Source organism: Monashia sp. HAY1-2A (genome assembly GCF_056755315.1).
In genome coordinates this window covers 1-219 of the sequence record NZ_JBNDHY010000701.1, presented here as the reverse complement: position 1 = coordinate 219, position 219 = coordinate 1, and the positions used below count along the sequence as shown (strand labels likewise).

1 protein-coding gene is annotated in these 219 nt (G+C 64.4%); it reads left to right on the top strand.

What is annotated here, in order from left to right; genetic code table 11:
• Positions 1-203: hypothetical protein (locus ACPYOM_RS23610; RefSeq protein WP_481347847.1), on the top strand; the 203-nt coding region annotated here is incomplete at its 5' end.
• Between the last annotated feature and the right edge of the window lie 16 nt (positions 204-219).

Genomic DNA, 219 nt, shown 5'->3' with positions numbered 1-219 from the left:
CCCCCCCCCCCCCCCCCCCCCTTTCCAAAGCAAAACCCCACCCCCCAGATTACTACGCGTCTCGTGGGCTCGGAGATGTGTATAAGAGACAGCTCCGAGGTCGTCGACGCACGAGGGCTCCGACCAGGTTGTCGGTGACCTTGCACGCCTGCCCCCACCCGCGCAGCTCGATGCAGCTGCCACTGTCTCTTATACACATCTGACGCTGCCGACGACGGA